Below are 12,359 nucleotides of genomic sequence, written 5' to 3'. Positions count from 1 at the left end.
CGCCACGCTGGCATATGCCAAAGGCAAGACTCCCCGGGCATGCCCCAGGGGCCGGACCTCGCGCCTTCCCGGGCGGGCTCCCTCTCCGGCCCTCGTTCGCCCACCGGCGTCAGAGGACCGCGCCGAGGAATTCCCTGGTCCGCTCGTGCTCCGGGTCGCCGAAGATCTTCTCCGGCGGCCCGGACTCGATGACCTGGCCAGAATCGAACATGAGGACCTGATCCGAGATGTCCCTGGCGAAATTCATCTCATGGGTCACACAGAGCATCGTGATGTCCGTGGTGCGGGCGATGTCGCGCAGGACGTCGAGGACGCCCGCGACCAGTTCGGGGTCGAGCGCGGAGGTCACCTCGTCCAGCAGCAGCACCTGCGGTCGCATCGCCAGCGCGCGGGCGATGGCCACGCGCTGCTGCTGGCCGCCGGACAGCCGGCCCGGCCGTTCGTCGCACCTGTCCGCGAGACCGACCAGGTCCAGCAGCCCGCGGGCCCGCTCCTCGGCCTCGTCCCGGGACAGGCCGAGGACGGTCACGGGCGCCTCGGTGACGTTCCGCAGCACGCTCATGTTCGGGAACAGGTTGAACTGCTGGAAGACCATCCCGATCTTCTTGCGGACCTCGCGGACCTGCTTCCCCTCCGCCGGGAAGAGCCGGTCCCCGGCGACCGTGATCGTGCCCTCGTCCGGCCGGGCCAGGGTCATCAGCAGCCGCAGGATCGTCGTCTTGCCGGAACCGGACGGGCCGATCAGCGTGACGTGCCTGCCGGAGTCGACGCGGAAGTCGAGCCCGTCGAGGACGGTGGTGTCCCCGAAGCGCTTGGTGACCTTGTCGAAGCGGATCAGCTCGCGGCCGTCCACCGGGGGACCGGCGAGGTCGTCCAGGGGGCTGGTCTCGGTGTTCGTGTCAGCGGACAAGGCGTCGCTCCAGGGCTCGCAGCAGCAGGGAGGCCGGACAGGAAATGAGGATGAAGGCCACCCCGACGACCGTGAGCGGCTCCGTGAACCGGAAGTGCTGCTGCGAGTACAGCCGCGCCCCGCCGAGCATCTCCAGCACGGTGATCGTCATCAGCATCGGGGTGTCCTTGAGCATCGCGATGACGTAGTTGCCGAGCGCCGGCACCACACGGCGGACCGCCTGCGGCAGGATCACCGCCGTCCAGGTGCGTCGCGCCGGCAGGCCGAGCGCCGTCGCCGCCTCCCACTGGCCGGCGGGCACGCCCTCGATACCGGCCCGGTAGACCTGCATCGTGTACGTCGAGTAGTGCAGCCCGATCGCGATCACACCGGTGGTCGGCGCGGAGAACGTGATGTTCCACTCGGGCAGCACGTAGAAGAGGAAGAACAGCTGCACCAGCAGCGGGGTGTTGCGCACGAACTCGGTGGCCGCCCCGACCGGCCAGCGCACCCAGCGCGTCGGGGCGCGCGTCAGCAGCGCCCACACCAGGCCGAGGACGAACGAGATCACCGAGCCGAGGGCCAGCGTCCGCAGGGTGACCAGCAGGCCGTCCCGGAGGTGCGGCATGAAGTCGCCGACGGTGTTCCAGTCCCACGTCATGAGGCACCACCGGTCGTCGTCCCGCCGACCCCGGCCTTCAGCCGCTTCTCCAGGCCGCGCATCAGCCGGGTGAGCAGGAAGGCGATGGCGAAGTAGATGAGCAGGACGTACGTGTAGACCTCCACGCTCTGCTGCAGCGCGAGCCGCACCAGGGTGGCGCTGAACGTCAGATCACCCATCCCCATCACGGAGACGAGCGCCGTGCCCTTGAGCAGTTCGACCAGCAGGTTGGAGAACGGCGGGATCATCTCCGGTACCGCCTGCGGCAGCAGGATCAGCCGCATCCGCTGCCAGGGCGTGAAACCGAGGGCGATCCCGCCCTCGCGCTGCGCCGGGTCGACCGCGTTCAGCGCGCCGCGCACGATCTCGGAGCCGTACGCCCCGTACGTCAGCCCCAGCGCCAGCGTGCCCGCCCACAGCGGGACGAGCTGCCAGCCGAGGGCGAGCGGCAGCACGAAGTACACCCAGAAGATCATGATCAGCGCGGAGGTGCCGCGGAACACCTCGGTGTAGAGGCCCGCGAGAAAGCGGACGGCCCACCGCCGCGACGTACGCGCGATTCCTGCCAGGAAGGACATGGCTCCGGCCAACAGTGCGCTGAGGAACAGCAGTTGGACGGTGACCCAGATCCCTTCGAGGACGAGTTTCCAGAGCCCCGATGTCATCCGCGGCACAGCTCCTTCGCCGTCATGCCGGTCATCTCGGCTCTGGTGAAGCCGAACGGCCTCAGGATGCGGAAGACTTCACCGCTCTCCTTCATCTTCCGCAGCTCGGTGTTGAAGGCGTCCCGCAGCCGTGTCTCCGGCGAGCGGAACGCGAAGCCGCCGCCGTCGACGTGCGGTTCGCCCCCGACCAGCGGCGCGAAGGGTTTCGTGCTCTCGGCCGCGGCCGACTTCCTCACCACCTCGTGGACGGTCAGCGCGGTCCCCGCGAAGACGTCGGCGCGGCCCGCCTCGACCGCGTTCAGCCCGGCCACCTGGTCGGGCACGATCAGGATGTCGCTCTCCTCGTACCCGGCCTCGACCGCGTACCGGATCTCCGCGTAGCCGGTCCCGGTCGCGAACCGGGCCTTCTTCGCCACGACGTCCTTGTAGTCGTGCAGCCCCTTCGGATTGCCCTTGCGCACGATGAACGCGTCGAGCATCCGGTAGTCGGGGTCGGCGAAGATGACCTGCTCGCAGCGCTCGGCGTTGATGTACATCCCGGCCGAGACGACGTCGAACTGCTGGGAGTCGAGCCCGGGTATGAGCGAGCCGAACTCGGTCGGCACCGGCTGGACCCGGCCGACGCCCAGCCGCTCGAACACGGCCTTGGCGAGTTCCGGTGCCTCTCCGGTGAGCCGGCCGTCCTTGTCGATGTAGCCGAAGGGGACCTCGCCCGCGATGCCGAGGCGGACGACACCCTGCGCCTTCAGCCGGTCGAGGAGATCGCCGCCGTCCGCCGACGCCGCCGGGGCGACGCGGCTGCAGCCGGCGGCGCCGAGCGCGCCGAGCGCCGTGATCCCCGCGAGCAGCGACCGGCGGGTGGTTCCGGACGGGTGTCCGTCCTTTCCGCGCTCGTTCCCGCGTTCCTTCGCATGTGCGTTGCCAAGTGGTGGAGCCATGGCCGCCCGGCTACCCGGGTCCATACGTTGTATGCGGACCGGTTCAGCACCCGCACACGTCCCGCGCGGCCCCTTGCCGGGCGGTTCAGTGTCCGGGCACGTACCCGCGCTTCTTGTCGACCACGTTCGACAGCGGCTTGCCCGCGGCCCGGCGTTCGTACAACTCCACGAACTGTGCGCTCAGTTCGTCCTGCCAGCCGGCCGTGTCCCCGCTCATGTGCGGCGACACGATCAGACCCGGGACGTCCCACAACGGACTGTCACGGCCGAGCGGTTCGTGCTGGAAGACATCCAGGGCCGCACCCGTGATCCACCGTTTCGACAGCGCCTCGGCGAGCGCCTCCTCGACGACGAGCTGACCGCGCCCGACGTTGATGAAGCGGGCTGAGGGCTGCATCATCCCGAAGCGCCGGGCGTCGAACATGCCGCGGGTCTCCGGGGTGAGCGGCGCCGCGGACACCACCCAGTCGGCGCGCGCCATCAGCCGGTCCAGCTCCCGGGGGCCGTGGATCCCGGTGCGCGGGACACGCCCCACCAGCGCCGTGGTGACATCGAGCGCCTTGAGGGTACGGACGATCGCCCGCCCGATCGGCCCCGACCCGACCACACAGGCGCGGGTCCCGGCCACCCGCTGCGACTCGCGGTGCCGCCACTCGTGCTGCCGTTGCAGCTCCAGGGTGCGCGGAAGATCCTTCGCCATGCCGAGGACCAGAGCGGCCACGTACTCGGCGATCGGCCGGTCGAAGACGCCCCGCGCGTTGGTCACCACCGTGTCGGAGGCGGCGAGCTCGGGACACAGCACATGGTCCACGCCGGCGCTGGCGGCGTGCACCCAGCGGGGCCGCGGCCCCTCGCCGGGCCAGGCGCGGCGCACGGCCTGCGAGGCGAGGTCCCACACCAGCAGCACGTCCGCGTGCGGCAGCCGCTCCGCGAGCGTGGAATCGTCGGCGTACTCGATCCGCACGCGGCCGGTGAGCCGGCCCAGCCGGGGGAGCGGGTCGGCGCCCAGCACGAGCAGGGTGGCCGGGGCCGGCGGCCGGGACGCGCCGGGGGACGTACGGGCGTTCATCGGGGAAACCCTTTCGCAAGGGGATCGACCACGCTCGCACCCGAACCAGCGGTCGTCAACACCGACGTACGACGTCATCCGCGGGTCGGAGGCGGAACCGCGGAGGGGGCGGTCTCGGCCAACCAGGTGGAGAAAGGGGCGACGCTGCGCCAACCGGGTACCCGGGTGGTGGGCCCTCGCCGACGGCTGATTGACCGGGCCGCCCGGCGGGGACCGTACTTCCCGATGAACAGGAAGGCTGGGCATGACCGCACTCGGATTCCTCCACCCGGGCCACTCGGCCGAGGACGACTACCCGCGCATCGAGCAGCTGCTCGGCAGCGACGTCCGCCTGACCGTCGTCCACACGGAGACGGGGGAGGGGGAGGACACCCACCGCGTGGACGCGCTCCTTCGCATGGGCTCGGCGGACCGCCTCGCGGCGGGCGTCGAGGAACTGCGCCGGTCCGGCGCGGAGGCCGTCGTCTGGGCGTGTGCGAGCGGCAGCTTCGTGCACGGGGTGCGGGGCGCCCACGAGCAGGTCCGCGGGCTCGCCCGGGCGGCCGGCCTGCCCGCCTCCTCGACGTCCTTCGCCTTCGCGCACGCGGCACGGGAGATCGGGGCGCGGCGGGTCGCGATCGGCGCGACCTACCCCGGCGACGTGGCCGCGCTCTTCGCGGAGTTCCTGAAGGAGACCGGCACGGAGGCGGTCGCCGTGCGCGGTCCCGGCGTCGTGACCCCCGCCGAGGCGGCCGGCTGGGACTACGGCCAGGTCCTCGCGCTGGCCCGGGAGGCGGACCACCCGGACGCCGACGCGGTCCTCCTGCCCGACACGGCCCTGCACACCGCCTCCCACCTGACGGCCCTGGAGGACGACCTGGCCAAACCGGTCCTCACCGCCCACCAGGTCGCGGTCTGGGAGGCCCTGCGCCTGACGGACCGCCGCGTCAACGCCCCGTCCCTGGGCGCCCTCTTCACCAGGGAACCGATCGTCCAGGCGGATCCCGGTCCTGGGGCGTGAAGACCCGGCCTCTCCGAACGCCTGGAACTCCAGCTCGGCCGGCGTGAAGATCCAGCCCCTCCGGCGTTCGAGGAGCGGGGGTCCGGGGGTGGAGCCCCCGGGTGCGATGGGGGTCCCCCCTGGTCGAGCGAAGCCGAGACCTTGGGGGAGGGCAGGGGCGGAGGGGGCGGAACAAAGCCCCCGGCCCCGCCCGAGGGCACGTTCCGCACCCCGTCCGGGGGAATAAGCGGAGACAGCCTCCTGTTACTGACGCGAGGACAGCATCAGATACGCAACAGGAGGCACCCCGGTGGACGAGACGCCCGAGAAGGACGAGATCCGCGGCACGGCACAGGGCACCGCCCCCGTACCCCTGTCCGTACTGGACCTCGTCACCGTGGGCTCGGGCCGCACCGCGACCGACGCCCTGCGCACCAGCGTCGAGATGGCCCGCCTCGCGGAGTCCCGCGGCTTCCACCGCTACTGGGTGGCCGAACACCACTCGATGCCCGGCGTGGCCAGCTCCTCGCCCGCGGTGATCCTCGCCCACCTGGCCGCCCACACGGACCGCATCCGGCTGGGCTCCGGCGGAGTGATGCTCCCCAACCACGCCCCGCTGGTGATCGCGGAGCAGTTCGGCACGCTGGAGGCGATGGCCCCGGGCCGTATCGACCTGGGCCTCGGCAGGGCCCCGGGCACCGACGGCGCGACGGCCGCCGCGCTGCGCCGCACCGAGCGCCTGGGCGAGGGCGCCGACGACTTCCCCGAACAGCTCGCGGAACTCGTCCGCTTCCTGGACGACGACTTCCCCGACGGCCACCCCTACGCCCGGATCCACGCCGTTCCCGGGCCGGTCCAGGCGACCTCGCCGGGCGGTGTCCAGTCCCCGCACCGGCCCCCGGTCTGGCTGCTCGGCTCCTCCGGCTTCAGCGCCCGCCTCGCCGGAACCCTCGGTCTCCCGTTCGCCTTCGCGCACCACTTCTCGGCGCAGAACACGATCCCGGCGCTCGACCTCTACCGCGCGTCCTTCCGGCCGAGTGCGGTCCTCGACGCCCCGTACGCCCTCATCGGTGTCGCCGCCCTCGCCGCGGACGAGGAGAAGGAGGCCCGCCGGCAGGTGCTGGCCACCGCCCTGAACATGGTCCGGCTGCGCACCGGGCGTCCGGGTCTGGTGCCGACGCCGGAGGAGGCGGAGGCCTACGAATTCAGCCCGATGGAGCGGGAGTTCATCGGCTCCTGGAACGCCAACGTCGTCCACGGAACCGCCGACGAGGTACGCGCCGGCCTCGACGACCTCCAGAAGCGCACCGGGGCCGACGAGTTGATGATCACGGGCAACGCGCACAGCGGTGCCGTACGGCTGCGCTCGTACGAACTGATCGCCGACGCCTACGGGTTGCCGGGGAAGAAGGACGTTCAGGCCTGAGGACAGGTCGCCGACATCAGGAGCGCGGAGATGCGCTCCGGCGCCACCGGCCGGGAGTACAGCCAGCCCTGGCCGGTGTCGCAGCCGATCCCGCGCAGCCGTGCCGCCTGCGAGGCGGTCTCCACGCATTCGGCGGTGACCGTCAGGCCGAGCCGGTGGGCGAGCTGGATGAGCGCCTCGACGATCACCTCGTCCGCCGGGTTGGGACGGCCGGGCGAACCGTCGGCGTTCTCGTACTGGAAGCCGCGGACGAAGGCGCCGTCCAGCTTCAGCACGGACACCGGGAGCCGGCTCAGATAGGCGAGGTTGGAGTAGCCGGTGCCGAAGTCGTCGATGGCGATGCGGACCCCCATGTCGCTGAGGGCCTGCAGCGCCTGGAGCGGCCGGCCCGCCGAGCCCATCACCGCCGACTCCGTCAGCTCCAGCTGCAGCAGGTGCGGGGCCAGTCCGGTCTCCGCCAGGATCTTCGCCACGTCCGCCACCAGGTCGGAGTCCCAGACCTGGCGTACGGCGACGTTGACGCTGACGAAGATCGGTGGCGCGTCCGGGCGGTCCAGCTGCCAGCGGCGCGCCTGACGGCAGGCGGTGGCCAGCACCCAGCGGCCGAGCTGGACGATCGATCCGTTCTCCTCGGCCAGTCCGATGAACCGGTTCGGGGTGAGCGTCCCGAACCTCGGGTGGTTCCAGCGGACGAGCGCCTCGACCCCGTGCACACCACCGTCCTCCATGCCCACCAACGGCTGGTACTCCAGGGCGAATTCACCCCGGTCGACGGCCGCGCGCAGGGTCGACGACAGGGCCTGGCGGGTCATGCGGTGCGCGTTGCGCTCCGGGTCGAAGAGCGTCCAGCGGCCCTTGCCGTCCGCCTTCGCCCAGTACAGCGTGGTGTCCGCGGCCTGCATCAGAGCGGTCGCGGTGGTGCCGGCGCCGCGCCGCTCGACGACCCCGATGGACGCCGACAGCGACAGCCGCTGCCCCGACAGGTCGAACGGCGCCTGGAGCGACTTCAGCGCGGACTCGGCGAGGTCCGCCAGCTGGTCGGTGCCCGTGGAGTCCTCGACGAGCAGTGCGAACTCGTCCCCTCCCAGCCGCGCCACCAGGGGGGCCGCCGCCCGTGTGAGGCCGGCCTCCTCGGCGCAGCGCGTCAGCCGCTCCGCGACGGCCGCGAGCAGCCGGTCCCCGACCCGGTGGCCGAGCGTGTCGTTGACCGCCTTGAACCCGTCCAGGTCCAGATAGCAGAGCCCGATCCGGCCGGTGCCGCGCTCCTCGTACGCCTCCGCCTCCAGCGCCGCGGACAGGCGCTCGAAGAACAGCGTCCGGTTGGGCAGCCGGGTCACCGGGTCGTGCATCTGCAAGTGACGCAGCCGCGCCTGGAGTTCACGCCGCGCGCCGACGTCGGTGACCGAGATCAGGACCGCCCTCTCCTGCGGGGGCAGCGGCGCGATCGTGACCTGCGCCCAGATCACCTGGCCGTCGGGGTGCTTGAGCCGGCGGGTGCAGCGCAGCCGGGCCTGGCTGCCGCCGAGCATCTCGCGGTACGCGTGCCAGGTGCGGATGTCGGAGGCCAGGTCCACCAGGTCGGCGGCGGCCCGCCCGACGAACGTCCCCGCCGCGGCACCGAGCAGCGTGCCCAGCGCCTCGTTCGCGGTGACGACGAGACCCTCGCGGTCGACGACGGCCATCGCGAGGGGGGCGGTGGCGAAGGCCGCGTGGAAGGTACGGAGTGACGTTCCGTCGGGAATCGCCGTCGGCGCGGGTGTCCCGGAAGGCGCCCCCGGCGCCACGGACGGTACGGAGGGGATGAATGGGCCGGGAGAGGTCCCGGCCGACGTACGAGAAGACGTGTCGACGTGACGTTCTGTGACGGCCGGCCGGACGAGGTCTCCCGCGGGCGCCGGCCCTTCGGACGTTCCGCTCACCGCTCGCTCCCGCAGTGCACTCGTTCTTCGTATGGGTCTCTCGGGGCGGTCGGCCGGTGATGGGCTGCCGCACAAGCCGTGTCGGTGCAGGAAAGTGTGCCGATCATAGAGGCTGCCCCCGAAACGGTGCAGCCACTGTCCAGTGTCCAGGAACAACCAGCTGTTCTGACAGATCGTTTCTGCCTGTTATCCGGACGGTTCCCTCGCGTGTCGACCACAGGTGACGTTCTGTGCATGTCCGGGGGTGTCGGTCCGTCGGTCCTCTCACCCTTCTGGTGCAGACAAACGGGGCGAAGTAGTACAAATTAAATAAGGCTGGGTGCGGTGTCCCGAAACCGCATCCGGAGGTCGACGTGCCGCGTCCGCTCCCCCTGAGGGTTCTCGCTCGCGGGGCCCTGCGCGGTCGCGCCCGCGGCGGGGCACCCCGCTGGCGCAGCGGTGCGGCCCTGTTCACCTCGATGACCGCGCTCGCGGCGACCTCCCTGGGGCCGGGCCACGCGCTCGCCGAACCCCTCGCCTCCCCCTGCGCCCTGACGCGGACCGGAGCGCACCACTCGGAGGGCGTGGACACCTGGAACGCCTCCTACGAGCGCCCCACCCGCCCCCTCGACGCGGTGATGGTCTTCCTGTCCTTCCCCGACTCCACCCCGCGCACCACGCCCGCGGAACTGACGGGCGACTACTTCCCGGCCACCAGCCGCTTCTTCCAACAGGCCTCGTACGGCAAGTTCACGGTCCGGCCGCATCCCCGGCGTGCCTGGATCCGGATGCCGCATCCCTCCACGTCGTACGCCATACGGCGCGACTGGAACGCCGGGGACCGCGCCGCCTACCTGCGCGACGCCCTCTCCGTGGCCGACCCGCAGGTCGACTTCTCGCGCTACGACGTCGTCTACTTCATCGCGGACCCGGACGCGCCGGGCGTCGACTCGGACGCCACGAAGGTCGTCAACCTGGACACACCGCTGCGCGCGGACGGCAAGGACATCCGGCGCGTCGTCACGGTCTTCGAGAAGCACCCGCCGGACCGTCTCGTCCTCGCGCACGAGACCGGCCATGTCTTCGACCTGCCCGACCTCTACCACCGTCCCACCGACGGCAAGGGCGACTGGGACACGTACGTGGGCGACTGGGACCTCATGGGCAGCCAGTTCGGCCTCGCTCCCGACCTCTTCGGCTGGCACAAGTGGCGGCTGGGATGGCTGGAACCGCACCAGGTGGCCTGCGTCCTGGGCTCCGGCACCACCCGGCTGACGCTGGAACCGCTGGAGGCCGGACCCGCCGGGGCCGCGGCCGGCGCGGTCGGCGCGAGCACCGGGGGAGCCGGCGGTACCGGGGTGCTGGCGACCGGCCCCGCCGGTTCGGCGGCGAGCGGGGCGGCCGCGCCGGCAGCGGCATCGGCCGCGGCGGCTTCGTCGGGTGGGTCGGCCTCGTCGAACGGGTCGAACGGGTCGAGTGGGGCGACCGGGGAGGCCGGGGCGAGCAGGGCGAGCGGGGCGGAGGCGGGCTGGCAGGGGCCGCGGGCGCCCTCGGGCGGACCGCGGGCGTCGGCGCGCGGTTCGGGCGCGCCGGCCGCGTCCCCGAACGCGCTGGGTGTGGCGGCTCCGCCCGGCTCGCAGCCCTTCGGAGTCGGCCGGGGCACCAAGCTGGCGGTGGTCCCCACGGGCCCGGACAGCGCGATCGCCCTCGAGGCGCGTGGATCGGCGGGCAATGACGGCTCGACGTGCGAGCAGGGTGTCCTCGTCTACCGCGTCCGCAGCGGGACCGAGTCGGGCAGCGGCCCCATCCAGGTCCTCGACGCCCACCCCCGCACCGAGTCCTGCTGGGAGGACTCGGTGTACCCGCCCCTCGCCGACGCCCCGGTGCGCCTCGGGGAGAGCTTCGAGGTGCCGGGCGCGGACATCCGGGTCCAGGTGGAGGACCGGACGGCTTCGGGGGCCTGGACGGTGAGGATCACGACGGGCTGAGCGGGCCCGGTCCGAGGTGGCGGAAGCGGCGGGAGGCCGAGGCGGGTGGTCCCGGGAACGAGCGGTCCCGGAAACGACGAGAGCGGGATGCTCGCGTTTCCGCGAATCATCCCGCTCTCGTTGGCGTGCGCCGCCAGGGACTCGAACCCCGGACCCGCTGATTAAGAGTCAGCTGCTCTAACCAACTGAGCTAGCGGCGCCTGCTGACGTCGTAGACCTTAGCATCCTGATCGCCGCGAGGAAAAATCGATATCCGTACCGCCGCCGAGGCCGCGGCGCGGGCCGCCCGGACGGCCGCCCAGAGCAGGATCTCGGGCCCGGGAAGCCAGGGCCGCCGCGTGTCGGGGGCGACCAGCCAGCGGGAATCGGTCCGGGCGGCCTCCGGTCCGCCGCCTCCGGGGTGCGGCGAAGGCACGGTGACCGCGTCTCCCGTGCCGTGGCAGAGCAGCGGCGGCACCTCCCGGCAGCGTCCCGCGGACCCGCCGGACCCGGCGGCGGAACCCGGGTTCCCGCCGTGCACCGCGCCCGCGGAACCCGTACGTCCGCCGGCCTCCGCGACGGCTTCGGCCCCCGGCCGCCGCCCGCCGTGCTCCGCGGCGCCCTCGTGCCCCGGTGAGGCGCCCGCGCCCCACTCCTCCCACTCCATGAGCGAGGGCAGCCGCTGGGCGGTGCCGGGCGCGGCGAACAGCAGGATCCGACCGCGGTACGCCGCCACCGGTCCCGAGCCCGGCCCCTCGTCCCAGAGCCGGTCGAGCATCCGCCGCCCGAAGAGGGCCGAGGCGCTGACGACGTCGAACGCGCTGCCGCAGAGCAGGACGACCGGGGCGCCGGGCCGTTCGCGCCAGAGGGTGAGCGTGCTGCGTGGATACGCTCCCGCCGAGGCGAGCCAGGCGGCGCCCTCGGCCGTGACGCCCGAGACGTCCAGTCGCTCGGGCGACCTCGCACCGGTGCCGTACGGGCTGCTGATCGGCGGGTTCCGTGTGCTGCTCATGTCGGACACATCTACCGGCAGTGAGCTTCCCGTCCCGGAGAGTTGTCGGAAACCGGGACAGGAGGGTGTGAGGTGGAGTAAGTTGCCCGGCTGGCATATGCCAGGAAACGGCGGACGGAGACGGTCGGCCGCCTGCCGGTCCCTTCCGCCGGTCACGGGATCCTGAGCGTGCCCGCGGTCGCCGACCGATACGCGGTGGCCGGTGCCGCTGGGCGGTGGCTGGTCGGTGGCCGGATCGTGCCGCAGCCGGTGACCGGACCCGCCCGAGCGCGAGCCCGTTCGGGGTGCGGTCCCGTCCAGGGGGCGAGCCCGGCCCGGGTGTGCGGGTCAGAGCGGGTCGGTCACCCCGTGACCGTGTCCGTTGCCCTCCGTGCCCCGCAGCAGGTCCTGGCCGAACTCGACCATCTTCTTCGCGTAGTCCTCGGTCCATTCGGCCCGCTCGGCGATCGAGGCCGTGGTCAGCCGGTCGAAACGGCGCGGATCGGCGAGCTGCGCGGCGGCGATGGCCTGGAACTCGACGGCCCGGTCGGCGGCGGCGCGGAACGCGAGCGCCAGCTCCGTGGACCGGTCGAGCAGCGCGCGTGGATCGTCGATCGACTCCAGGTCGAAGAAATGCTCCGGATCCCCGGCGGCCTCCGCGGGCTCGAAGAGCAGGGGCGCGGGGCGTAGCCGCGGTTCGTTCCGACGCGGCGTGGGCTCCGCCATGTCTTCTCCTCCTCATGCGGTTCGGGGCCCCTCTCGGAAAAGGGCCACCGTCCATTGTCTCGCGCCCGCGCAAGTGGGCCCGAAGGGTCGGCCCCCCGGGGACCCGCACCCCGCCGGGACCCGGAGGCCGGCGGAGCGGGATGCCGGAGC

At 72.4% G+C, this 12,359-nt stretch carries 11 protein-coding genes and 1 tRNA gene; 3 read left to right on the top strand and 9 right to left on the bottom strand.

Going from position 1 to position 12,359, the window contains the following annotated elements; genetic code table 11:
* Positions 1-109: 109 nt before the first annotated feature.
* The 5 genes from ACH4S8_RS13180 to ACH4S8_RS13160 form a co-directional block, all read right to left on the bottom strand.
* A complete protein-coding gene (locus ACH4S8_RS13180) occupies positions 110-910 on the bottom strand; it encodes an amino acid ABC transporter ATP-binding protein (RefSeq protein WP_398393076.1) in 801 nt (266 codons plus the stop codon).
* Positions 900-1,550 (bottom strand): ectoine/hydroxyectoine ABC transporter permease subunit EhuD, encoded by a 651-nt coding sequence (gene ehuD, locus ACH4S8_RS13175; RefSeq protein WP_398393074.1) that lies wholly within the window; start codon positions 1,548-1,550, stop codon positions 900-902. Before ehuD ends, ACH4S8_RS13180 begins: the two co-directional genes overlap by 11 nt.
* Positions 1,547-2,215 (bottom strand): ectoine/hydroxyectoine ABC transporter permease subunit EhuC, encoded by a 669-nt coding sequence (gene ehuC / locus ACH4S8_RS13170; protein ID WP_398393072.1) that lies wholly within the window; start codon positions 2,213-2,215, stop codon positions 1,547-1,549. Before ehuC ends, ehuD begins: the two co-directional genes overlap by 4 nt.
* Positions 2,212-3,153 carry an ectoine/hydroxyectoine ABC transporter substrate-binding protein EhuB gene (gene ehuB, locus ACH4S8_RS13165; protein WP_398393069.1) on the bottom strand — a complete coding sequence of 314 codons (942 nt, stop codon included), beginning with the start codon at positions 3,151-3,153 and terminating at the stop codon, positions 2,212-2,214. The genes ehuC and ehuB overlap by 4 nt, the downstream gene beginning before the upstream one ends.
* Positions 3,154-3,238: 85 nt before the next feature.
* Entirely contained in the window at positions 3,239-4,222 is a 984-nt protein-coding gene (locus tag ACH4S8_RS13160; RefSeq protein ID WP_398393067.1) for a D-2-hydroxyacid dehydrogenase, read from the bottom strand.
* Positions 4,223-4,466: 244 nt separating this feature from the next.
* Here ACH4S8_RS13160 and ACH4S8_RS13155 point away from each other — a divergent pair, with 244 nt between their 5' ends.
* Both ACH4S8_RS13155 and ACH4S8_RS13150 read left to right on the top strand, forming a co-directional pair.
* A complete protein-coding gene (locus tag ACH4S8_RS13155; protein WP_398393065.1) occupies positions 4,467-5,222 on the top strand; it encodes a decarboxylase in 756 nt (251 codons plus the stop codon).
* A 289-nt stretch (positions 5,223-5,511) separates the two neighbouring features.
* Positions 5,512-6,627, top strand: a complete 1,116-nt coding sequence (locus tag ACH4S8_RS13150) for an LLM class flavin-dependent oxidoreductase (RefSeq protein ID WP_398393063.1) — start codon at positions 5,512-5,514, stop codon at positions 6,625-6,627.
* On the opposite strand, the gene ACH4S8_RS13145 is transcribed toward ACH4S8_RS13150, so the two are convergent.
* Entirely contained in the window at positions 6,618-8,546 is a 1,929-nt protein-coding gene (locus tag ACH4S8_RS13145; protein WP_398393061.1) for a putative bifunctional diguanylate cyclase/phosphodiesterase, read from the bottom strand. The two genes, ACH4S8_RS13150 and ACH4S8_RS13145, sit on opposite strands and share 10 nt — an antisense overlap.
* Before the next feature lie 353 nt (positions 8,547-8,899).
* Here ACH4S8_RS13145 and ACH4S8_RS13140 point away from each other — a divergent pair, with 353 nt between their 5' ends.
* Positions 8,900-10,513 carry a M6 family metalloprotease domain-containing protein gene (locus tag ACH4S8_RS13140; protein ID WP_398393059.1) on the top strand — a complete coding sequence of 538 codons (1,614 nt, stop codon included), beginning with the start codon at positions 8,900-8,902 and terminating at the stop codon, positions 10,511-10,513.
* 126 nt (positions 10,514-10,639) lie between these two features.
* On the opposite strand, the gene ACH4S8_RS13135 is transcribed toward ACH4S8_RS13140, so the two are convergent.
* The 3 genes from ACH4S8_RS13135 to ACH4S8_RS13125 form a co-directional block, all read right to left on the bottom strand.
* A tRNA-Lys gene (locus ACH4S8_RS13135) sits at positions 10,640-10,713 on the bottom strand.
* Positions 10,704-11,504, bottom strand: a complete 801-nt coding sequence (locus ACH4S8_RS13130; protein WP_398393057.1) for a hypothetical protein — start codon at positions 11,502-11,504, stop codon at positions 10,704-10,706. Before ACH4S8_RS13130 ends, ACH4S8_RS13135 begins: the two co-directional genes overlap by 10 nt.
* Before the next feature lie 327 nt (positions 11,505-11,831).
* On the bottom strand, positions 11,832-12,209 hold the full coding sequence (locus ACH4S8_RS13125; protein ID WP_398393055.1) for a hypothetical protein: 378 nt from the start codon (positions 12,207-12,209) through the stop codon (positions 11,832-11,834).
* Positions 12,210-12,359 lie beyond the last annotated feature (150 nt).

The sequence above is a fragment of the Streptomyces sp. NPDC021080 genome (genome assembly GCF_044333225.1).
Lineage (GTDB): Bacteria > Actinomycetota > Actinomycetes > Streptomycetales > Streptomycetaceae > Streptomyces.
The sequence above is the reverse complement of the archived record's forward strand: the minus strand, read 5'-3'. Positions and strand labels throughout refer to the sequence as shown.